The organism is Streptomyces sp. NPDC001002 (assembly GCF_053599215.1).
The window spans coordinates 29940-49987 of the sequence record NZ_JBSFLV010000019.1 but is presented as its reverse complement, the minus strand read 5'-3'; the positions used below and the strand labels follow the sequence as shown (position 1 = coordinate 49987).

At 71.1% G+C, this 20048-nt stretch carries 19 protein-coding genes and 1 riboswitch; of the genes, 6 read left to right on the top strand and 13 right to left on the bottom strand.

Features of this window, described 5'->3' with window-relative positions; genetic code table 11:
• Positions 1 to 23: 23 nt before the first annotated feature.
• The 7 genes from ACWDR3_RS11890 to ACWDR3_RS11860 all read right to left on the bottom strand — a co-directional run bounded on the left by ACWDR3_RS11890 (position 24) and on the right by ACWDR3_RS11860 (position 8732).
• Positions 24 to 902: a helix-turn-helix transcriptional regulator gene (locus ACWDR3_RS11890; RefSeq protein WP_450352332.1), complete on the bottom strand. Its 879-nt coding sequence runs from the start codon at positions 900 to 902 to the stop codon at positions 24 to 26.
• Between the two features lie 194 nt (positions 903 to 1096).
• Positions 1097 to 3049 carry an alpha/beta hydrolase domain-containing protein gene (locus ACWDR3_RS11885; protein WP_450352331.1) on the bottom strand — a complete coding sequence of 651 codons (1953 nt, stop codon included), beginning with the start codon at positions 3047 to 3049 and terminating at the stop codon, positions 1097 to 1099.
• A gap of 40 nt (positions 3050 to 3089) precedes the next feature.
• On the bottom strand, positions 3090 to 4769 hold the full coding sequence (locus ACWDR3_RS11880; protein ID WP_450352330.1) for a dipeptide ABC transporter ATP-binding protein: 1680 nt from the start codon (positions 4767 to 4769) through the stop codon (positions 3090 to 3092).
• A 110-nt stretch (positions 4770 to 4879) separates the two neighbouring features.
• Positions 4880 to 5821: an ABC transporter permease gene (locus tag ACWDR3_RS11875; RefSeq protein WP_450352329.1), complete on the bottom strand. Its 942-nt coding sequence runs from the start codon at positions 5819 to 5821 to the stop codon at positions 4880 to 4882.
• Complete coding sequence (locus ACWDR3_RS11870) at positions 5818 to 6777, bottom strand: ABC transporter permease (RefSeq protein ID WP_450352328.1); 960 nt, start codon at positions 6775 to 6777, stop codon at positions 5818 to 5820. The genes ACWDR3_RS11875 and ACWDR3_RS11870 overlap by 4 nt, the downstream gene beginning before the upstream one ends.
• Positions 6778 to 6780: 3 nt before the next feature.
• Positions 6781 to 8400, bottom strand: a complete 1620-nt coding sequence (locus tag ACWDR3_RS11865; RefSeq protein WP_450352327.1) for an ABC transporter substrate-binding protein — start codon at positions 8398 to 8400, stop codon at positions 6781 to 6783.
• Positions 8401 to 8621: 221 nt separating this feature from the next.
• Positions 8622 to 8732: a putative leader peptide gene (locus tag ACWDR3_RS11860; protein ID WP_450352326.1), complete on the bottom strand. Its 111-nt coding sequence runs from the start codon at positions 8730 to 8732 to the stop codon at positions 8622 to 8624.
• 19 nt (positions 8733 to 8751) lie between these two features.
• Positions 8752 to 8865: riboswitch (SAM riboswitch) on the bottom strand.
• A 136-nt stretch (positions 8866 to 9001) separates the two neighbouring features.
• Between ACWDR3_RS11860 and ACWDR3_RS11855 the strand changes: the two genes are divergently transcribed.
• From ACWDR3_RS11855 to ACWDR3_RS11845, 3 genes are all read left to right on the top strand, one after another.
• Positions 9002 to 9085 (top strand): putative leader peptide, encoded by an 84-nt coding sequence (locus tag ACWDR3_RS11855; protein WP_450352372.1) that lies wholly within the window; start codon positions 9002 to 9004, stop codon positions 9083 to 9085.
• 123 nt (positions 9086 to 9208) lie between these two features.
• Entirely contained in the window at positions 9209 to 10486 is a 1278-nt protein-coding gene (locus tag ACWDR3_RS11850) for a sulfite oxidase (protein ID WP_450352325.1), read from the top strand.
• Positions 10487 to 10497: 11 nt separating this feature from the next.
• The gene (locus ACWDR3_RS11845; RefSeq protein ID WP_450352324.1) at positions 10498 to 11982 is read left to right on the top strand and encodes an MFS transporter; all 1485 of its coding nucleotides are present in this window, start codon (positions 10498 to 10500) and stop codon (positions 11980 to 11982) included.
• Between the two features lie 46 nt (positions 11983 to 12028).
• On the opposite strand, the gene ACWDR3_RS11840 is transcribed toward ACWDR3_RS11845, so the two are convergent.
• Both ACWDR3_RS11840 and ACWDR3_RS11835 read right to left on the bottom strand, forming a co-directional pair.
• Entirely contained in the window at positions 12029 to 12400 is a 372-nt protein-coding gene (locus tag ACWDR3_RS11840) for a MerR family transcriptional regulator (protein ID WP_450352323.1), read from the bottom strand.
• A 51-nt stretch (positions 12401 to 12451) separates the two neighbouring features.
• Complete coding sequence (locus ACWDR3_RS11835; protein WP_450352322.1) at positions 12452 to 13486, bottom strand: MDR family NADP-dependent oxidoreductase; 1035 nt, start codon at positions 13484 to 13486, stop codon at positions 12452 to 12454.
• Between the two features lie 209 nt (positions 13487 to 13695).
• On the opposite strand from ACWDR3_RS11835, the gene ACWDR3_RS11830 reads away from it, so the two are divergent.
• Positions 13696 to 14544 carry a helix-turn-helix transcriptional regulator gene (locus tag ACWDR3_RS11830; protein ID WP_450352321.1) on the top strand — a complete coding sequence of 283 codons (849 nt, stop codon included), beginning with the start codon at positions 13696 to 13698 and terminating at the stop codon, positions 14542 to 14544.
• Between the two features lie 36 nt (positions 14545 to 14580).
• Here ACWDR3_RS11830 and ACWDR3_RS11825 read toward each other — a convergent pair whose 3' ends face one another.
• A complete protein-coding gene (locus ACWDR3_RS11825; RefSeq protein WP_450352320.1) occupies positions 14581 to 15735 on the bottom strand; it encodes a permease in 1155 nt (384 codons plus the stop codon).
• A 239-nt stretch (positions 15736 to 15974) separates the two neighbouring features.
• On the opposite strand from ACWDR3_RS11825, the gene ACWDR3_RS11820 reads away from it, so the two are divergent.
• The gene (locus ACWDR3_RS11820; RefSeq protein ID WP_450352319.1) at positions 15975 to 16841 is read left to right on the top strand and encodes an oxidoreductase; all 867 of its coding nucleotides are present in this window, start codon (positions 15975 to 15977) and stop codon (positions 16839 to 16841) included.
• 24 nt (positions 16842 to 16865) lie between these two features.
• Here ACWDR3_RS11820 and ACWDR3_RS11815 read toward each other — a convergent pair whose 3' ends face one another.
• Positions 16866 to 17186, bottom strand: coding sequence for a hypothetical protein (locus ACWDR3_RS11815; RefSeq protein ID WP_450352371.1), 321 nt, complete (start codon positions 17184 to 17186; stop codon positions 16866 to 16868).
• A gap of 16 nt (positions 17187 to 17202) precedes the next feature.
• Complete coding sequence (locus ACWDR3_RS11810; RefSeq protein ID WP_450352318.1) at positions 17203 to 17892, bottom strand: DJ-1/PfpI family protein; 690 nt, start codon at positions 17890 to 17892, stop codon at positions 17203 to 17205.
• Positions 17893 to 18101: 209 nt separating this feature from the next.
• On the opposite strand from ACWDR3_RS11810, the gene ACWDR3_RS11805 reads away from it, so the two are divergent.
• On the top strand, positions 18102 to 19040 hold the full coding sequence (locus ACWDR3_RS11805; protein WP_450352317.1) for a GlxA family transcriptional regulator: 939 nt from the start codon (positions 18102 to 18104) through the stop codon (positions 19038 to 19040).
• Here ACWDR3_RS11805 and ACWDR3_RS11800 read toward each other — a convergent pair.
• Entirely contained in the window at positions 19019 to 19984 is a 966-nt protein-coding gene (locus ACWDR3_RS11800) for an alpha/beta hydrolase family esterase (RefSeq protein ID WP_450352316.1), read from the bottom strand. The two genes, ACWDR3_RS11805 and ACWDR3_RS11800, sit on opposite strands and share 22 nt — an antisense overlap.
• Positions 19985 to 20048: the final 64 nt, after the last annotated feature.

Here is a 20048-nt window from a genome sequence, read left to right as displayed (position 1 = left end):
ATTCCCGATGAAAGGCCGCGAATTTACTGGGCGCCGCGCGCCGGATCCTGCCGGTGCGGTACCTCGGGCGCGCTGAGAGAACCCAGCAGGGCCAGGCCGTCCGCCGAGGACGACCCCGGTTCCGCCTGGAGAACGATGAGCTGCTGCCCCGGCGCGCTGCGGATGCTCAGGGCCTCGTGCCACAGCTCCAGGTCGCCCACCACGGAATGGTGCATCCGCTTGACCTCATAGGGCGGGACCCGCGTGTACTCACGCGCCCACAGCGAGCGGAACTCGCCGCTGCGCACGGACAGTTCGCCGACCAGCTCAAGGATGCGGGGATCCTCGGGGGTGCTCGCGGCGCTCTGCTGGAGATCGGCGACCGCACGGTCCTTGGCCCGCTCCGGGCTCAGGTAGAAGGTCTTCGCCGCGGGGTCCAGGAAGAGCATGCGCAGCACGTTGTCGCGCTGGGTGAAGTCCCGGTAGAGCGCGTCGGCCAGGGTGTTGGTGGCCAGCAGATCCTGGGCGTGGCCGATGACGAACGCCGGTGTCCTGGTCCAGCTCTCGATCAGTTGCCGCAGATGCGGGCGGACCCGCTCGACCCGGGAGGGCGACCTCGTACGACGTCCTGCCGGCCGCGCCAGCCGGAACAGCTCCCGACGCTCCTCGTCCGCAAGGCGCAGCACCCGGGCCATGGCGTCCAACACCCGCACCGACGGGCTCAGTTCGCGGCCCTGCTCAAGTCGGCTGTAGTAGCTCGGACTGACCCCCGCCAGCGCCGCGACCTCGTCGCGCCGCAGCCCGGGCACCCTGCGGCGGCCCGTGCTGGGCAGCCCCGCGTCGGCGGGGCTGATGCGTTCCCTGCGGGAGCGGAGAAACTGACCCAGCCCTTCAACGGAGTCAGGGCGCGTGTCCTTGTACATACCTTCGAGGCTAGGCGGAAAACGCCCGGGGCAGGGCCGTGGACGGTGGGTGCGTTACACCCAGGATGGTGCGGGTTTCGCCTTGGACTGGCCTGGCCTACGCCTCGGGCCGCCCTGGCTTTCGCCTCGGACCGCCCTGGCCGTCGCCCAGGAGCCGCCCCAACTTTCACCTCGGGGCCGCCCCGACCACGTGGTCAGGGCAGATCGACGTCGTGGCGGGGCGCCGACCAGTCCGTGGCCGCGCGCACCGCACGTTCGACGTCCTCGTCGAGCAGCAGCCGTCGCGCCGCGAGATCCTCGGCCGCGGCCCTGATCCGGGCGACGTACCCGGCCGCGTCTCCGTAGCGTTTCTCCACGCTGGGGCGCGGATCGCCGGTGCACAGGCGCTCGTCCTCGGTGGCGGCGAACGGGAACGTGGAACCGCTGAACTCGTGCAGCGCGCCATGACCCTGGCCGGGGGCGCGCGTGTTCCAGCCGGTGTAGGTGCCGAGGGGTACGGACACCATCGGGGCCCGTACGCCCGCGATCTCGTTGCCGTCGGCGTCGACGGCCGGGACCAGCACCGTGTACCGGCGCGAGCGGTCGGCGACCGGAGGGACGGTCGAACGGTCCACGGCGTACAGCTCGTTGGGCCTGTACGGGCGCAACGCCGAGGGCACCGCCGGGAATTGCCGGGACCACTCCTCCATCGTCACCAGCGTGCCGTCGGCGACGGTGGGCACCGCGCTCGCGGGCGGCTCCGCGCCCTCGCTCACCCACGCGTCGAGCGCCTCCAGGACGGCCCGGAACAGCGCCGACGTGGCGACCACGTTCCCCAGGTGGTTGCAGATCCCCTTCGTGGGCGCCCCCGCCGTCGGATCGGCCACATGCTGGCTCGACGACCAGAGGTAGCCCCGCACGTTCGGCGGAAACCCCAGGTCACGGCCGTCCGTCGTGGTGTGCGTCAGGGAGCCCCGACGCTGCCAGTACTCCGTCGATGTCTGCGTGTGCAGCACCTTGGGATCGCTCGCGCGCTTCATGATCGCGTCACGTCGGCCGGTGAGATGGTCCACGGACTCGACGTAGGCGAACGGGAAGGTGTCGGCCGCGGCGAGGTGGTCCTCGTACTGCTGACCGCCCGGAACCGTCAGGTTGGTGAACCGCTCGGCGACCAGCCGGCCCGCGCCGGAGACGTGCGGCAGCAGCCCGTCGAACACCGGCCGTCCCTCGATGTCCTCGTTGAAGCCGAGGTGGATGAAGTCACGGATGGCCCGGCCGGTCTGCGAACGGCCCCAGCCGTAGGCGTGGTCGACCGGACCGACCGGCCGCGCGGGGTCGTACCGGAGATGGCTGACGAGGTCGCGGACCGCCGCGAGACCCAGCCCGAGGACGAGCGGTTCCTCGGCCTCGTAGGTGAGTTCGTAGATCCAGCCCGGCCGGAACCCCTCGTCGAGGAGGAGGTCGTGGCGACTCGGTACGACGGCTACGGAGCTGCCTCGCAGATCGCTCCCGCCGCCCTGGAGCCGGGCGAACTGCCAGGTGTCCCGGGGGAGTTCAGCGGGCTCGCTGTGCGGGTACCGCCGTCGGGTGAGGCGTGCGGTGCGTACTCCGCGCTCGGTGACAGGGGAGGACCTGGTGCTCGTCCAGCGGGAGAGCGGGAGCGAGCGGACGGGCTCCTCCACGATGAACTCGGCCGTCGTCAGGGCGCGTACGGGTTCCGCGCCCCGCGTCGCCACGGGCAGGTCGAGCAGCAACCGCCCGTCGCCGGGCAGCAGATCACCCTGCCAGGCACCGAAGACGACCGTGTACCCGCGGCGCAGCAGGTATCCGTTGCCTGCGTCGGCGAGCGTCCGCGGGCGGTTGGTGTGCGGGGCGTCGCAGAAGTACTGCACGGCCCGCTTGTTGCCACGGTTGCCCCAGTCGAAGAACAGTCGCCGCCGTCCGCCGTCGACCGGCCGCAGGATCTCCACGTCCCCGCTGAACCGCACCGCGCCGTCGCTGTCGCGCGGTGCGAGATCCAGGTCGGCGATCGAGCTGTGGGCGGCTGCCTCGGGATCCACGGCGTAGTGCGCCGTGGCGGTGACCACCTCGTACGCCCCGCCTTCGGCGAAGCGGTGACCGTCCGCGAACGACTCCCGGGTGTGGACGTCCAGTCGTACGGAACTCATCGCGCGGCCTCCAACTGTGCCCGGGGAGCGTCTCCTTCGGTCATGCGGTCCGCGTCCTCCGGTCGTGGTCGTCACGGCGGCCGGGGATCGCCGCGAGCAGTTCACGGGTGTAGTCGTGCGCGGGGTGCGTGAAGAGGTCCTCGGGCGCGCCCGCTTCCACTATGCGGCCGGACTTCATGACCGCCACCTGGTGCGCGATCTGGCGTACGACGGCCAGGTCGTGCGAGATGAACAGGTACGCCACTCCCGTGTCGGCCTGCAACTCGGCCAGCAGGTCGAGGACTTGGGCCTGGACGGAGACGTCGAGCGCGGACACCGGCTCGTCGCAGACGACCAGATCGGGTGAGAGCGCGAGGGCCCGGGCGATCGCCACGCGCTGGCGCTGCCCACCCGACAGTTCCGCCGGCCGGCGCTCCAGCGTCGAGGCGGGCAGCGCGACCCGGTCGAGCAGGTCGCGGGCGCGGGCGAGCCGGGAGGCACGGTCGCCGACCTTGAACGCGCGCAACGGCTCGGTGATCACCTCGCCGATGGAGAAACGGGGGTCCAGCGAGGCGTACGGGTTCTGGTAGACGTGCTGGGCCCGGCGGCGCAGTTGGCGGGCCTGCGCGCCCCGGGCGGTCGTGATGTCGGTGCCGTCGAAGAGGATGTGTCCGGCGGTCGCGTCGGTCAGGCGGAGCACAAGGCGGGCCGTGGTGGACTTCCCCGAACCGGACTCGCCGACCAGAGCCAGGGTCCGGCCGCGGTGCAGGGTGAAGCTGACGTCGTCCACCGCGCGCAGGGTCCGGGACTCACCGCCCGTGCGGGGGAGTCGGAACTCCTTGACCGCGTTGCGGACTTCGACCAATGGGGTCGTGCCGGTCTCCGCGAGCGGGGCGGCCGGGGTGTGCGGCCGGGCGGTGGCCAGGCTCGGCGCGCTCGCCAACAGCCGTCGGGTGTAATCGTGTTGGGGATCGGCGAGGACCTCGCGGGTCGGACCGGCCTCCACGACCCGCCCCTGCGACATGACGACCAGCCGCTGCGCCCGGTCGGCGGCGACTCCCAGATCGTGGGTCACCAGCAGGATCGCCGTGCCCGACTCCTCGGTGAGGCGCTGCAGATGGTCGAGGATGACGCGCTGCACGGTGACGTCGAGCGCGCTGGTCGGCTCGTCCGCGATGATCAGCTTCGGGTTCGCGGCGATGGCGACGGCGATCAGGGCGCGTTGCCGCATGCCGCCGGAGAGTTCGTGCGGGTACTGCCGAGCTCGGGTGGCCGCGTCGGGCAGGCCCGCCCGGTCCAGGATGTCGATCGCCTCCGCCGGCGCGGAGCGGCGGGTCGCGAGACCGTGGATGCGCAGGACCTCGGCGACCTGCTCGCCGACGCGTTTGACCGGGTTGAGCGACACCGACGGATCCTGGGGCACCAGGCCGATCTGGGCGCCGCGCACGGTGCGCAACTCCGCCTCGGACAGCGCGGCGAGGTCGTGCCGGCCGAAGCGGATCGTGCCTGCGTCGATGGTCGCGTTCGGTGCGAGGAGCCGAGTGATCGCGTGCGCGGTGGTGCTCTTCCCGGACCCCGACTCGCCCACCACCGCGGTCACTTCACCCGGCCGCACATCGAGATCGACGTCCCGCACCGCCTCCACGATGCCGCCGCGGGTGCGGTACGACACCGACAGGCCGCGTATCTCCAGCGCGGCGCCCTGCCCGGGGTCCGGGTCGCCGCTCGGTGCCGTACCCAAGGAGGATGGCGTACCCAGGGACGGTGTCGTACCCAGGGACGGTGTCGTACTCAGGTCGGGTTTCGTACTCAAGTCCTCGTCCGTTCCAGGTGTGTTCGTCGAGTCGCCGCTCATCGCTGCCGTGACCATTCGCCGTCCAGCGCGCGGGCGATGCGGTTGGTGGCCAGCACGGTCGCGGCGATCGCCAGTCCGGGCAGTGCCGTCAACCACCAGGCGTTGGCGAGGTAGTTGCGGCCGTCGGAGATCAACGTGCCCCATTCGGGCGCCGGGGGCGGGGCGCCGTAGCCGAGGAAGCTCAGGGCCGACACGGCGAGGATCGAGGCGCCGAAGTCGAGGGTGGCCAGGACGATCACCGGGCCCGCCGCGTTGGGCAGGACGTGCCGGCCGAGCACCGAGTACCAGCGCGCCCCGCACGAGCGCGAGGCCTCGACGAAGACCGCCTGCCGCACCCGCAGCACCTCCGACCGCGTCACCCGCGCGAAGCCCGCGACGCTGGCGATGCCGACCGCGACCGCCACCTTCACCGTGCCGTAGCCCAGCGCGGTGACCAGGGCCAGGGACAGGAACAGCGCCGGGATCGACAGCAGTACGTCGACGAAGCGCATCAGCACGTCGTCGACCCAGCGTCCGACGAACCCGGCGACCAGACCGATCAGACTCCCGACCACGAAGGCCACCGCGACCGCGATGAGGGTTGCCTTGAGCGACAGTTGGGCGCCGTGGACCACTCGGGAGAAGACATCGCGGCCCAGCTCGTCGGTGCCGAACCAGTGCGCGCCGCTGGGGCCGCGGAAGTTCTCGGCCGGCACCCCCTTCAGCGGATCCTGCGAGGTGAACAGGTCCGGCCAGAACGAGGCCAGCACCACCAGGACGACGATCAGGACCGACAGCAGCAGTCCCGGTCGGCGCACCAGGAACCGGCGGACCCGCCGCAGGTCGACGCCACGCGACGATTCGGGCCCGGCCCCCGGTCCGGCCCCCGGTTCGACCGGCCGGGCCGGGAGGCCGAGCGCCGTGCCGGCGGCGGCGTCGTCGATCAGACCCTGGCTCATGCGAGTCCCGCCTTCCTGCCCGAGGCGACCACGATCCGCGGGTCCAGCAGCGGATACACGAGGTCGACGATCAGGTTCGTCACCACGAAGATCAGCGCCCCGAACACCACCACCCCTTGGACCAGCGGGATGTCCTGAGCGGTGACAGCGGCGGCCGTCACCCGGCCGAGGCCGTCACGCGAGAACACCGTCTCGACGACCACCGAACCGGCGATCAACTGCCCCACCAGCAGTCCTACGACGGTCAGCGCGGGCAGCGACGCGTTGCGCAGGGCGTGCCGCAGATGGACCCGCCAGCGGCCGGCGCCCTTGGCGCGCGCGGTCTCCACATAGGCCTGGTCCAGCGCGGTGAGCAGGCTCTTGGCCAGCACCTGAGCCACCTGCGCACCGGTCGGGATCGCCAGTGTCACGGCCGGCAGGACCAGTCCGCGCAGTCCGTCGTTGCCGAAGGCCGGGAACCAGTGCAGCCGGAAGGAGAAGGTTTCCACCAGCAGCAGACCTGTCCAGAACGTCGGGACGGACACTCCCAACGGCGGCAGGGACAGCAGCAGTTGGCGCAGCCAGCGCTGCGAGGTGTAGGTCGCCAGCACGGCCAGACCACCGCCGAGAACCACCGCGAGCAGCAGCGCGGCACCGGTCAACTGCACTGTCTGGGGCAGCGCGTCGGCCAGCGTCGAGGAAACCGGCCGACCGGTGGAGACCGAGTCGCCGAAGTCCCCGCGCACCGCCCGGCCGAGGTAGTCGGCGTACTGGGCCAGGACCGGCTTGTCGAAGCCGTACTCGTGCCGCAGTGCGGCCAGTTGGGCCGGGTCGACCTGCCCCGAGTCCATGCCGGCACTGGCCATCGCCGTGACCGGATCGCCGGGCAGGTAGTCGAGCACCAGGAAGGACACCGTGTAGGCCGCCCACAGCACACCGACCGCCTGGGCGAGCCGTTTGATCGCATAGCGGCGCATGCGTCAGCCGATCCAGGTGTCGTGCAGCTGGATCCGGCTGCCCGAGTCGAAGTCGAGGTCGTGCACCTTCTTCGACACGCCCAGCTGGGTCTGGAGTTCCACCACGGGCACGTTGTACGCGTTCTCCACGATCGACTTCTGCGCCTCGTCCACCAACTGCTTGCGCTTCGCGGTGTCCGCGGTCGCGGCCTGGCCGGACAGAGCCGTGTCCAGTGAACTGGCGGGCAGCCGGTAGAAGTTGGCCAGCTGGGTGGAGAAGGAGCTGCGCAGGATGTCCGGGTCGGCGCGGGTCACGTTGCTCCACACCGCGTCGAAGTCACCGCCCTGGAGCGTAGTGGCGAACTGACTGACCTGGCCCTGCTTGAGCACCACGTCGATCCCGACGGCCTTCAGCTGCTGCTGGACCAGTTCCAGCGCGGGCTGGTTGGTGGCCGAGTTGGGGAACCAGCTGATGGTCAGGCTCAGCTTCTTGCCGTCCTTGGCGCGGATGCCGTCGCTGCCCGCCGTCCAACCGGCCGCGTCCAGCAGGGACTTCGCCTTGGCCGCGTCGAAGGCCAGGTCCGCGGAGAGGTCGGTGTAGTCGGGCGTGGTGTGCGCGAGGACGCTGGTCGCCGGCTGGGTGCCGGTCGGGAACACGGTGTCGGCTATCTGCTTGCGGTCGACGGCGGCCAGGATCGCCTGGCGCACTTTCACGTCCTTGAGCAGCGGCCGCGAGTTGTTGAGTCCCAGGCCGAACACCACCCCGGGGTTGGCCCGGCGCAGGAGGGTGACCGAACCGCCCTTGAGCGCCGCCTCGTTGGCCTTGCCGACGCTGCTGATCGCGTCCACCTGCCCGGACTGGAGACTGCCGGCCCGCACCCCCGCCTCGGGCACGACCTTGAACACCACCTGGTCCAGGTAGGCCTCGCCCTTCCTGGACCACAGCGAGGAGCCCCAGGCGTAGCCGGTGCGCTTGGCCAGGGTGATCGACTGGTTCTGCACGTACTGCTTCAGTACGAACGGGCCGGAGCCGATCACCCCCTGGCTGCACTTCCGCTGCGGGGTCCGCTTCACGCTCGCCGACGACTCGATGCCCAGGGAGTGGGTCGAAGTGGCCTGCAGGAACTGGGCGTTGGGCTGCTTGAAGGCCACCTTGACGGTGAGCGGGTCGACCACGGTGGTGCTCTTGACGCCGCTCAGATAGCCCTGGGCGAGTACCCCCAGGGCGCCGAGCTTCGGCACCGCGTCGAAATTGTCCTTGACGACCTGCGCGGTCAGCTGGGAACCGTCGCTGAAGGTGACCCCCGAGCGCAGATGGAACGTGAACGTCGTCGCGTCGGCGTTGATGTCCCAGCTCTTGGCCAGCCATGGCACGATCTTGCCGGTCTGGGGGTCCTGGTCTGTCAGCGAGTCGACGGTCTGACGTACGGAGTAGATGCTGTCGTTGCTGCCGACCTGCTGCGGGTCCACGCAGCCGGCGTCGGAACCCACCGCGAAGGTCAACGAACCACCGGACTTCGCCGGGCCGCTGCCGCTGCCGCTGTCGGAGCCGCCGGAGCCGCAGGCGGTCAACAGGACACTGGTGGTCAGAAGGGCGGCCAGTGCCGTCCATCGAGTGGGTCGGAAATCCGGATGTGCTCTCACGGAGGGTGCTCCTACTCGTGTCACTGCTCGTGTCACTGGTCGTGTGTCGCCCGTCGTGTGCCGCCCCGCGGAGCACGGCTGCGCGCGGGCATGCCGCACCGGTCGGCGCAACGCCGATGACGGGGCAGGGGAGTTCAGGGAGTCAGGGGGGAGTGGCTACGGGCCGCGACGGACGTCGGACGGACGCGGTCGTGGCGGTCAGCTGCGACGCAGATAAGCCGTCAGCCGCGACAGAGACAGCTGGTGAAGCGCTGAAGGTCGATGTGACGCCGACGGGAGAGCCGGGAGAAGGCGTTCAGGTCACTGCTGTGTCGCACGACCGTCCTCCACATCTCCGCCCCCGGCCACGGGGTCCCGCGCTTGCAGAGATCGTCGGTGATCCTGCCGGGCTTTCACCTGGAGCACCCCACCGCGTCGGAGGGTTGCCGGTCAGCAAGCCAGGGCTTGACGCTGACACTCGATGCCGACCGCGATCGTACGGATCGACGTCGTCGTACGTCAATGGAGCCCTTCACCCGTCAACCACCCTCCCCGCGCTGCCGTTCCGGCCTGACGCGGACGCCTCGTTGACACCCTCCGCTGCGCGTGTTTGCATCCCGCCATGCCGTTGTCGCAGTCGCTGACCCGCCGCCGTGCCGTGGACCTTGTCCGCGTCGCCGCCGCGCTGTGTCGACCGACCGGCTGATCGAGCACCTCCTCGCACCTCTGCCAACAGCCGTGCCGCACAGGCCGGTTGAGCATCCGCCGGCACGTCTCGCGATCCTCCGTGCCGCCCGCACGCTTCGCTCGGACAAGACGAGGACACGCCATGCCGACACCCGCGATCCCGCTCGGCCACCGCCACGAAACGGACTACGACCGCCGCAGACTGCGCCAGTGGCTGGCCGGTGAGGCCAGAGCCGACGGCGTCACCCGCCGGCGGCTGCTCACCCTGCTCGCCGCCACCGCCGCCGGGACCGCGCTCGGCGGCACCCGGCCCGCCCGCGCCGCGGTCCCCGGGATCGTCAAACCCCTGCCGCCCGAGTGGTTCATCGAGCGCGGCACCAACGCCGAGACCCGCTGGGAGGCGCTGCGCGGAACCGGCCACCACACCCCCAACGACCTCTTCTTCGTACGCAACCACACCGCCACCCCCGTCCTGGACGCCGACGACTGGCGGTTGCGGCTGTGGGGGAGCGGGCTGCGCGGCACTCCCAGTGAGGACCGGCCGGTGGAGTTCGGGTACGACGACCTGCGTGCCCTGCCCGCCGTCACCCGTACCGCCTTCGTCGAGTGCGCCGGAAACGGCCGCTCCTACTACACGAACCAGCAGGGCGAGACGGTCACCGGCACCGCGTGGACCCTGGGCGCGATCGGCGTCGCCCGCTGGCGCGGGGTGCGCCTGGCCGACGTACTGCGCAGGGCCGGACTGTCCCGGAACGCCGTGGACGTGCAACCGCGGGGCCTGGACGCCGATTACGTCAGCGGCGGCGAGAGCCTGGGCCGGGTACGCCGTCCGCTGCCGCTGGCCAAGGCGCTGGACGACGTGCTGCTCGCGTACGAGATGAACGGCGAGCCGCTGCCGTACGACCACGGGTACCCGGTGCGGGTGCTGGTGCCGTCCTGGGTGGGGATCGCGTCGATCAAGTGGGTCGGCGACATCGAGGTGTCCGCGCAGCCGCTCCTCTCGCCCTGGAACACCACGTTCTACCGCCTGTTCGGCCCGTCCTACCCGGAAGGCGGCAGCGCGCCGCTCACCCGGCAGGCCACCAAGAGCGCCTTCGAGCTGGCGAGCGGGGCCACGTTCGCGGCGGGACACCGGCACGTGCTGCACGGGCGGTCGTGGTCGGGCGCGGGCGCCGTGGACCACGTCGACATCAGCACCGACGGCGGCGCGAACTGGCGGCGCGCCCACCTGCACGACCGTCCCCGCACCGGCACATGGACCCGCTGGTCCCTGAACTGGCACCCCGAGGCACCCGGTGCCACCCAGCTGCTGGCCCGCGCCACGGACACGGCCGGCCGTACGCAACCGGACCTCGCCGTGCCCAACACGCAGGGCTACCTGTTCGACGCGGTGGTACGGCATCCGGTGAGCGTGGTGTGACGGACGTCTGAATGCTCCCGGGACAAGACCGCGCCACCCGGCGCGTACTGCTGGTGTGCATGGCCGCAGGGGCAACCACCCTGCTGGACCAGGCAGTTCTGAACATCGCCGTTCCGAGCATGCGGCACTCGCTCGGGGCCGGTGCGGCGGACGTCCAGTGGATCGTGGCCGGTTACTCACTCGCCTTCGGCCTGGCCCTCGTGCCCGGCGGCAGCCTCGGCGACCTGCACGGACGCAAGCGGTTCTTCATCGTCGGCATGGCCGTCTTCCTCCTGGCGGGGGTGACGGCCGCGACCGGTGGCGGTCCGGGCATCGTGATCGGTGCGCGGCTGGTGCAGGGCGCCGCCGCCGGGCTCGTCAACTCCCAGGTGATCGGCACCATCCAGGACGTGTTCCACGGGCTCGACCGCGGCCGGGCCCTGGGGCTGTACGCGGTGACGGGCGGTGTCGCCGCGGCACTCGGGCCGCCGCTCGGCGGCGTGCTGGTCGCCGGGCTCGGACCCGGGGCCGGCTGGCGGTACTGCCTCCTGCTGAGCGCACCGTGCGCGGTGGTCACCCTGGTCCTCGCGGCCCGCTGGCTGCCACCGCCCCGGCGCACCGCCCGCGACTCCCGGCTGGACCTCCTCGGCCTCGTCCTGGCCTGCGGCTGCACGCTGACGCTGATGGTGCCGTTCATCAGCACACCGGACAGCGGGGGACAGACACTCCTGTGGGCGGCCGGGGTGTCCGCCCTGGCCTGCGCGTTCGCCGTGCACCAGCGGCTACGGGTCCGCAGGGACCGGGTGCCGCTGGTCCATCCGGCGCTCGCGTCGTCGAAGCCGTACCTGCTGGGCACGGCCGTCGCCATGGCCCAGTTCGGCTCCTCGCTCGCCGCGTCCCTCGTGCTCACCGTCTTCCTCCAGGACGGGCTCGGCCTGTCCGCCCTGCTCACGGCGGCCGTCTCGCTGCCCTCGGCCATCGCGATGGGTGTCTCCTCGGCACTCGCGTGGCGGCTGGTGCGACGGATCGGACCGCGCACGGTCGACGTCGGCCTGGCGCTTGGCATCGGCGCCGCCCTGGCCGGGGCGGTGGCCGCGCTCCTCGCGCCGTCCGCCGCGCTGCCGATCCTCCTCGCCGTGACGCAGCTGATGTCCGGCGCGGCCGGCGGGCTGGCCGTCTCGCCCAACCAGACCCAGGTCCTCCAGCACGCGCCGGCCGAGGCCGCCGGGGTGGGCGGCGGCATCCTTCAGATGGCCCAGCGCATCGCGGCGGCGGCCTGCCTCAGTGCCGTGTCGGCGGTCTACCTGCACTCCGCCGACGGCTCGTCCGCGGGCAGCGGCCCGCGAGCCGCGTACGCGCTGGCTTCCTGCGTCTGCGCCGGGCTGCTCGCCGCGGCGCTGGTGCTGTCGCGACTGCGCGGGGCCGCCGCACCCCCTTCACCGAGATCCCGGTTCCTGACCATGAGGAGTCCCCGAGATGACCGGCACCACGACGACCGCAGCCCACAGGAACGGTAGGAGACGGATAGGGATACGGATACGGACACGGCCGTCGGCCGAGCCGTCACGGCCGGCCGAGGGTCCGCCGGGCCAGGCGGGTGCGCAGACCGGTCAGACGGTCGATCTCGGCGTCGAGGGCCGCGATCCTGCGGTCCACGATCCCGGAGCCGGGGACTTCGGAGTCGGGCTGCCCGCATCGCCGTCGGGGGTTCTCGACCAGTACGTCGATCCGGTCGGCGACGCTGCGCAGGTCCTCGACGGTGAGTCCGAGCGCCAGCAGCTCACGGATGACGCGGACTCTGGCCACTTCGCCCGGTCCGTACTCGCGCTGCCCGGTGGCGGTGCGCGGCGGCGGTGCCAGCAGGCCGCGCTCCTCGTAGAAGCGCAGTGCCCGCGGGGTGGTCCCGGCCGCTGCCGCCGCGTCCCCGATCCTCATCCTCGACCTCGCACCTCGGCCCCGGTCGCCGCGACAGCGCACGACGACGTATCACCGTGGCGGCAACTCCACGACGACGGTTCCGAAGTGCCGCCCCTCGAACAGTTCCTGCAACGCCCGCGGAGCGTGATCCATGCCCGCGATCCGGACGTGCGGGAAGGTGATCTCGCCGGAGCGCAGCCAGCCACCGAAGCGCTCGGTCCATTCCTTCGCCACCTCGGGATGGTCCGGGCCGCTGTAACCGTGCAGTGAGACGCCCAGGTTGACGAGCCGGAACGTGTCGATCTCGGCGAGGGCGCTGCTCCCGTCCCGGTCCGGCGACAGCTGGCCCGAGAGCGCGCCGACCAGAGCGAAGCGGGCGCCGCGGCGCGCGAGGCGGACCGCCGCCGCCAACTGCTCGCCGCCGACGGTGTCCAGCAGCACGTCGATGCCGTCCGGCGCGGCCGCGGCCAGTTGCTCGTCGAGCGGTCCGGTGCCCGGCACCACGACCGCGTCGTAGCCCAGTTCGGCCCGCAGCCGCTCGGCCTTGGCCGGTGAGCGGGTGCTTCCGACGACCCTCGTGGCGCCCAGCAGCCGTGCGACGGGGCCCGTCAGCGTCCCCACGGCTCCCGCGGCGCCGGTGACGAACACGGTGTCCCCGGGCCGGACTTGAGCGAGCCGGGTCAGTGCTCCGTAGGGGGCCGAGCCCGACGACAGATGGGCGACGGGATCGGGCAGTACGTCGCCGACGGGAGTGCAGTCGGCCTCCGCCGGCAGCGCGTGCTCGCGCCACCCGAGCAGATGCGTGACCGTGTCCCCGACACGCAACGCACTGCCCGGGCCGGTCGCGACGACCTCCCCGACGGCGGGACCGAACAGTGTGTCGCCCGCGTGGATGCGGGGCAGCGGCACACCGTCGGCCTGGCCGCCGATCAGCGTGCGCAACCCGGGAAACACGAGGAAGTACCGGTTGCGGACGAGGACTTGCCCCGCACCGGGGGCGGTGATCGGTTCCCGTGCGACCGTGAAGTGCTCGGGCCCGGGCAGCCCTTGAGGGGTTTCGGCCAGTCGGATCTCGCGGGTCGTGGACGGCAGGACAGCGGCCATGTCAGGACTCCTGAACGGGTCGGAGACGGGACGGAAGATGCGCGCGTGGACGCTAATCCCTGACGTACGCGTCAAAGGCAAGCCGCGATGTTCCGGCGAGGCCAGGACGCCAGGCGCCGGTGAGTCACTCTGTGTGAACAGTGGGGAACCTGGTGCAATTGCGCACGACCGGCACTTCTCATCCGCGGAAAAGCATCTAGGCTTGCCGCATGAGCAATGGGACCCCTTTGGGTGATTTCCTCCGGGCCCGTCGCGAGGCCCTCAAGCCTCAGGACGTCGGTCTGCCGGAATACGGTCGCCGGCGGGTGCCGGGATTGCGCAGGGAGGAAGTCGCACTGCTCGCCGGAGTCAGCTCCGACTACTACATCAGGCTGGAGCAGGGGCGCGAGAGCAGCCCGTCCCCGCAGGTCCTGGAAGCCGTCGCGCAGGCGCTGAAGCTGGACGCGGAGTCCGCCGACCACCTCAACCGCCTCTGCCTGGCGCCCTCGCAGCGTCCGCACGACCGGGGCGAGGCCGATGTCAGCGCGCAGTTGCTGCAGCTGATGGACAGCTGGGAGCACACCCCGGCGTTCGTCCTTGGCCCGGCCCTGGACATCCTCGCGGGCAACTCCCTTGCCACGGCCCTGCACAGCGGATTCGACGCCTTCGACAATCTCGCCCGCAATGTGTTCGTCGACCCGGCGGGGCGCGAGTTCTACCAGGAATGGGAGCGGGCCGCGCATTCCTGTGTCGCCGAACTCAGGGCCGCGTTCGGCCACGATCCCGAATCGGCCCGCATCGCCGAGGTGGTCGCCGAACTGTCCGAGGAGAGCGAGGAGTTCGCCGGGATCTGGCAACTCCACGACGTCAAGAGCAAGTCCCAGGAAGGAAAGCACCTCAAGCACCCCGAAGTCGGCGACCTGCACATCGCGTTCGCCGCTTTCACGGTCAACGGCGCCCCGCATCAGCAACTGGTCGTCTACCAGGCCGAACCGGCGAGCCCGACGGCGACCGCCTTCGAGGAGTTGAGGGCGATGGCCACCGAGCCGAAGCGGGCCGAGGCGAACGCGATCAGGTGACCCGGGCCGGGACCGGCGAGCGCGTCGTCCCGATCCTTAATGCGGACGGTGCTGCGACTCCTCGGGCGCCCCGCCCATCATGCGGAGCATCGCCGGACCACCGGTGCGCAGGAACCGTACGAGCAGGCTCGCCGCCAGGAGGAGGAAGGCGATGTTGAGCCAGGTCGTGTAGTTCCAAGTGACGCCCTCTTCGGGGATCTTGGCGTCGGCCTGGTCGGGGATCAGTCCCAGGCCGCCGAAGGCGAACTCGACGACGTAGCCGGCGAAGGCCATCGCGGCGAAGAAGGTGACCAGCAGGAACGCGGCCATCCGGGCGCCGTAGTACTTCCGGTAGATGTTCAGGATCGGGAGGATCAGCAGGTCGGCGTAGAGGAAGGCGATCACGCCGCCGAAGCTGATGCCGCCCTTCCAGAGGACCACGGCCAGCGGCACGTTGCCGATGGAGCAGACGAAGGTCGCGACGGCCACCAGCGGTCCGACGAGGGGGCCGACGAGCTTGGCGGCGAGCGGATGGTCCGCCAGGAAGAAGGTGTGCCAGAAGTCGTCCGGCACCCAGGCGGCGATCGCCCCCGCGATCAGCAGGCCGGCCACCAGGTCACGGAGGATCGCGGCCCACTCCATGACGAAGATGTGCGCCACGGACGTGAACCCGTCACGGGAGAACAGCCTGCGCGCGAAGCCGCCCGAGCCCCCGATCGACATGTCCATCGCCGCGTGCCCCTCCATCGACCCGGCCAGCCCACGCTCGGCCTGCTCCCGAGCCGTCCGCAGCAGCCGCTCGCGCAGGAAGAGACGGAACAGCACGGCGAGTACGACGATCATGAGCGGGCCGCCGACGAACTCGGCGGCCGTGAACTGCCAGCCCATCAACAGGGCCAGGATCACGCCGAGTTCGACGACCAGGTTGGTGGAGGCGATCTCGAAGGCCATCGCCGCGGTGAAGTCCGCGCCCTTGCGGAACAGCGAACGGGCAAGGGCGACTGCCGCGTACGAGCAGGACGACGAGGCCGCGCCCAGTCCCGCGGACAGGGCGAGCGTCCGTGGCCGGTCGTCGCCGAGCAGCCGTACGACCGTGGACCTGCGGACCACCGCCTGGACCACGGCGGACAGCGTGAAGCCGAGGATCAGGGCCCAGGTGACCTCCCAGGTCATCGACCCCGCAATGGACAGTGCGTGTCCGATCGCCGCCACAGATCTGCACCTTTCCCGAGGGGGTTGCGCCCGCGCGAGCCCAGTGTGCCCCCGGGCGCGGGCGTGTCCTGCGGACGACTCGCTTCAGCCCGCGTCAGGTGGCCACTTGGGGTCGTTGCGGGTCCACCTGTGGTGGATCTGGTCCGCGTGAACCCGTGGAAGTGCGCGGTGGGCGGATCGTGCATAGCCTGCCCTGGCCAAGGTCCACTCAGCGAGCGATCCGATGGGGAGACCACCTGATGGGTACGCCGATGTCCCCCGCCGACGCGCCTCGGCGCACCTTCCGCCTCGGCGGCACGCTCACCGTCCCGCGGCTCGGTTTCGGGGCGATGCAACTGCCCGGCCACTGGGGTGGCCCCGCGGGTGACCGCGCGAACGCGGTGGCCGTCGCGCGGCTCGCCGTCGAACTCGGCGCGAGCCATATCGACACCGCGGCCTTCTACTTCACCGGTGCCAACCGCGCCAACGACATCCTGCGCACGGTGCTCCACCCCTACCCCGCCGACGTCTCCATCGCCACCAAGGTCGGCCCGATGCGGTCGCCGAACGGTCGGATGCACGGCGAAGCCGGACCCGCCCAACTGCGGACGGAAGTCGAGCGCAACCTCACCGAACTCGGCCTCGACACCCTCGACCTCGTCTATCTGCGGGTGCTCACCTCCGCCCCGCTCGGCGACCGCTTCGCCGCCCTCGCCGAACTGCGGGACGAGGGACTGATCCGACATCTGGGAGTCAGCAGCGTCACCGGTGAACAGCTCGCCGAGGCCCGTTCGATCGCGCCGGTCGCCGCCGTGCAGAACCGCTTCGGGGTCCTGGACCAGGAGGACGCCGAACTGGTCGACGAGTGCGCACAGGCAGGCATCGCCTACATGCCGTACTTCGCGCTGGGCGGCGGCCACAGCCGGCTCGACGACCGTGACCTGCTCGACGTCGCGGAACGCAACGCGGCCACGCCGTTCCAGGTGGCCATCGCCTGGGGTCTGGCACGGTCGCCGTCGATCGTGCAGATCCCCGGCACCGCCTCTCTCGATCACCTGCGACAGAACATGGAGGCGGCGCGCGTCACCCTCGATGAGGACGACATGGCGCTCCTCAGCCGGCGATGACCCTTCGCCGCGCGGGCGTGCGGTCTACGCCTGAACCGTGCGACGGCGTCCGGTGACCTTGGAGGTCGGCAGTCGTCCGGCCTTGGACGTGCCGGTGAGCGTGTCGCCGTCGACCGTCAGCGCGAAGGCGAGGTTCAGGCGCAGGGGCTTGGTGATCGCCTGCTTCCAGGTCAACAGGTCGCCGTCGAGGGCGACTTCGTCGAGCGGGACCCGCTCTCCCGCGCCATGGGCGACTCCGGTCAGGACACCGTCTCGCCGGTCGAGTTCGACCACGGACTTGATCTTGCCGATGGGGGTCGAGATGGACAGGTCCCAAGTGCCTTCGACGGGCGTGGTGTTGTGCATGCTCACGGTCTCCTCCTCACAGTCCGGCGGGCATCGGGCCCTCGTGACGCCAGACGGTCCCCCGCCGTTCATGGGCGAACAACTCCTCGACCGCGTGGGCGATCTGGGGCCCCACCTCGCGCTCCAGCAGATACAGCCCCAGGTCGAGTCCGGATGTGACACCGGCGCCGGTGACGAGGTCGCCGTCGTCGACGACGCGGGCGTGGACCGCGTGCACGCCGGTGGCGTCGAGCATGTCCAGACCCAGGTGATGGGTCGTGGCGTGGCGGCCCTCCAGCAGGCCGGCCATGGCCAGGACGAGCGAACCACCGCACACCGCGGCGACCGTCACCTCCGGATCGTCCAGCGCCGCCTTCATGAGCGTCGGCAGCTCGGTGGTCAGGGTGCGGCCCAGCAGTACGGGGATGAACTCGTCCTGCTGCCGTTCTCCGGCCCCCGCGTCCTGATCAGGCACTTCACCGGGCTCGCCCACCCGCCCCGAGGCGCCGGGAACCAGGATCAGACCCGCGCGCCCGGGGTCGAGTGCGGCGGTGGCACGCAGGGCCAGCCCACCCGTGCCGCTGACCACCTCGCGTACCCCCTCGGCGGAGACCAGTTCCACGGTCACCGCGCCTCCGGAGGCGGTGCCGCCGGCGTACAGCACCTCGTAGGGGGCGATGACATCGAGCGGATCGAAGCCGTCGAACAGGACGATCTGGGCGTGCATGGCAGGACCTCACAGATGGGGCGGAGCCGGTCTTCGCGCCGGACGCTTCCGACGCTAACCGGATGCCGAGACACCTCCCAGTGGCATTAGTGACACCTTCCGACGGAATATTGCCACGGATACGTAAATGGCTTCTGACCTGTGATGACTGCCTGCACTGACCCCACCTCGGCCGACATCGACAGCCGGCGGAGAGGTACCTTGCTGCCATGCACACCGTCGCCGTCCTCGCGCTCGACCGGGTGATCCCGTTCGACCTGTCCACCCCGATCGAGGTCTTCACCCGGACCCGTCTCCCGGACGGGCGCCCCGGCTACCAGATCCGGGTGTGCGCGGAGAAGCCGGAGATCGACGCGGGTGCGTTCACCCTGCGCGCGCCCTGGGGACTGGAGGGGCTCAAGGGCGCGGACACGATCATCGTGCCCGGCACCGCCGACATCGAGGCTCCCCTCGACCCCGCCGTCCGTGCCGCGCTGCGGTCGGCCGCGGCCGACGGTACGCGCATCGCCTCCATCTGCTCGGGCACCTTCCCGCTGGCCGCCACCGGTCTGCTCGACGGCCTGCGCGCGACCACGCACTGGATCGCGGCCGCCCAACTCGCCGCCGCCTACCCAGAGATCGACGTCGACCCGGACGTCCTGTACGTCGACAACGGACAGTTCCTCACCTCGGCCGGTGCCGCCGCAGGGCTGGACCTGTGCCTGCACATGATCCGGCGCGACTACGGCTCGGCCGTCGCCGCCGATGCCGCCCGGCTGTCCGTCATGCCGCTGGAACGCGAGGGCGGACAGGCGCAGTTCATCGTCCACGACCGCACACCCACCCCGCAGGGCTCCGTCCTCGAACCCCTGCTCACCTGGCTGCAGGACAACCTCGCCCGCGACCTCACCCTCGCCGACATCGCCGCCTACGACGGAACCAGCACCCGGACCCTGATCCGCCGCTTCCGCGAACAGACCGGCACCACCCCGCTCCAGTGGCTGCACCGCGCCCGCATCCGGCAGGCCCAGCACCTCCTGGAGACCACGAGCCACCCCGTCGAACGCATCGGCACCCAGGTCGGCTTCGGCTCACCCACCGCCTTCCGCGACCGCTTCAAGCGCACGACCGGCGTCAGCCCGCACGCCTATCGCCGCGCCTTCAGCTGAGCCACCCGCATGGTCTCGCTGAAGAAGTCCCAGATGGCCGCCGGGGAGTCGAAGGTGGCGTCGGTCCTTCCCATGAGCCGGGGGAAGCGGTAATCGGGGTTGGGGATCGTGTGGCCGCCGCCGGAGACCGTGAACGCAACGACAGGTTCTTTTCCGGGCCGGCTGTAGCGGGTCTCGATCACCGACGGGGTGTGCCGCGTGTCGATCGGGGGTCCGGTGATGCCGTTGACCTCGGCGAAGACGCGGGCGGTGGCCTCGGCGGACAGTACGGTGCCGCGCTTCTGGAAGCCGAAGATGCTCGCCTCGCCGCCTTCGTACGGCATGATCGGGTCGCTCGTGCCGGCGATCAGCAGGACCGGCAGCGGGTGCTTGTGCTCCGTGACGGCCCACTGGTCCGGGGTGGGCAGGCCCGCCCCGATCACCGCGATGCCGGCGATCCGCTCCGGCGTCCGGGCGGCGAGACGGAACGCCATCTGACCGCCGTTGGAGAAACCGGTGACGAACACCCGGGCGGGATCGATGCCGTGGCGTCGGCCGAACCGCTCGACGAGCGCGGCGATCAGACCCTCGTCGTCGACGTCCTCCTTGCGGGCGGGGGTGACCGCGGAGGTACGGCCGTCGTTCCAGCCGCGCTTGTAGCCGTCCGGATAGACCACCGCGAACCCGTGCCGCTCGGCCAGCTTGTCGAAGCCGTACCCGGTGGCCTTGCGGATGGTCCGCCCGTCCTGCTGCGAGCCGTGCAGGACGAACAGGAGCGGCGCGCCGGGCGGGAGGTCCGCGGGTACGAAGGCCCGGTACGAGCGTGTCCGGCCGTCCACCGTGATCGTGTCGTCCGTCACCGGGGCGCTGAGCCGCGGCTCGGCCGGCTTGGGGCTGCGCAGGAAATACCCGTACGCGACGGCGCACGCCAACGCCACCCCTCCGATCGTGACCAGTGCCGTCATCGACCCCGTCATTGCTGCCTGCATGGCCTTGCCCTCGCTTCGTTCGACCTGCTTCTACGCGCTT